Genomic DNA, 850 nt, shown 5'->3' on the forward strand with positions numbered 1-850 from the left:
TACTCAATCTTCTGGCCATTGAACGAAGATTTTGAAAAATCAAAAGGATCAGATTTTGCCAAAGCAACAGATCCTACATCATTGCTTTATAATGGACCGTTCTTGCTAAAAGGTTTGACTACTAAATCTTCTATCGAATTTGCTAAGAATGAGCAGTACTGGGATAAGGATAACGTTCACCTTGATAAAGTTACCCTTGCTTTCTATGATGGGTCCGACCAAGAGTCCATTGAGCGTAACTTTACAAGTGGAGCATACAGCTATGCTCGCCTTTTCCCTACAAGTTCAAACTACTCTAAGGTAGCAGAAAGTTATAAGGATAATATCTTTTACACTCCATCGGGACCTGGTATTTTTGGTTTAGGTGTCAATATTGACCGTCAAGGTTACAAATACACTTCTAAGACAACTGATGAAGAAAAGTCTTCTACTAAGAAAGCCCTTCTTAACAAAGACTTCCGTCAGGCCTTGAACTTCGCCTTTGACCGTACTTCTTACTCAGCACAAATCAATGGTAAAGAAGGGGCTCCCCTTGCAGTTCGCAACCTCTTTGTGAAACCTGACTTTGTTTCTGCAGGAGACAAAACCTTCGGTGACTTGGTAACTGAAAAGATGGCTACTTATGGTGATGAGTGGAAGAACGTAAACTTTGCTGATGGCCAAGACGGTCTCTTCAATGCTGATAAAGCCAAGACTGAATTTGCGAAAGCCAAAACTGCATTGGAAGCAGAAGGAGCAAAATTCCCTATCCACTTGGATATTCCAGTAGACCAAACTGCTAAGAGCTATATCGCTCGTATTCAATCCTTTAAACAAACAGTTGAAAAAGTACTTGGTGAAGATAATGTAG

At 40.2% G+C, this 850-nt stretch carries 1 protein-coding gene; it reads left to right on the plus strand.

Translation table 11 applies throughout. The annotated features are described in order from the left end of the window. Window positions 1–850: ABC transporter substrate-binding protein (locus tag D8863_RS10445; protein ID WP_260469797.1), on the plus strand; the 850-nt coding region annotated here is incomplete at both ends.

The sequence above is a fragment of the Streptococcus oralis genome, assembly GCF_003943825.1.
Classification (GTDB): Bacteria; Bacillota; Bacilli; order Lactobacillales; family Streptococcaceae; genus Streptococcus; species Streptococcus oralis_CD.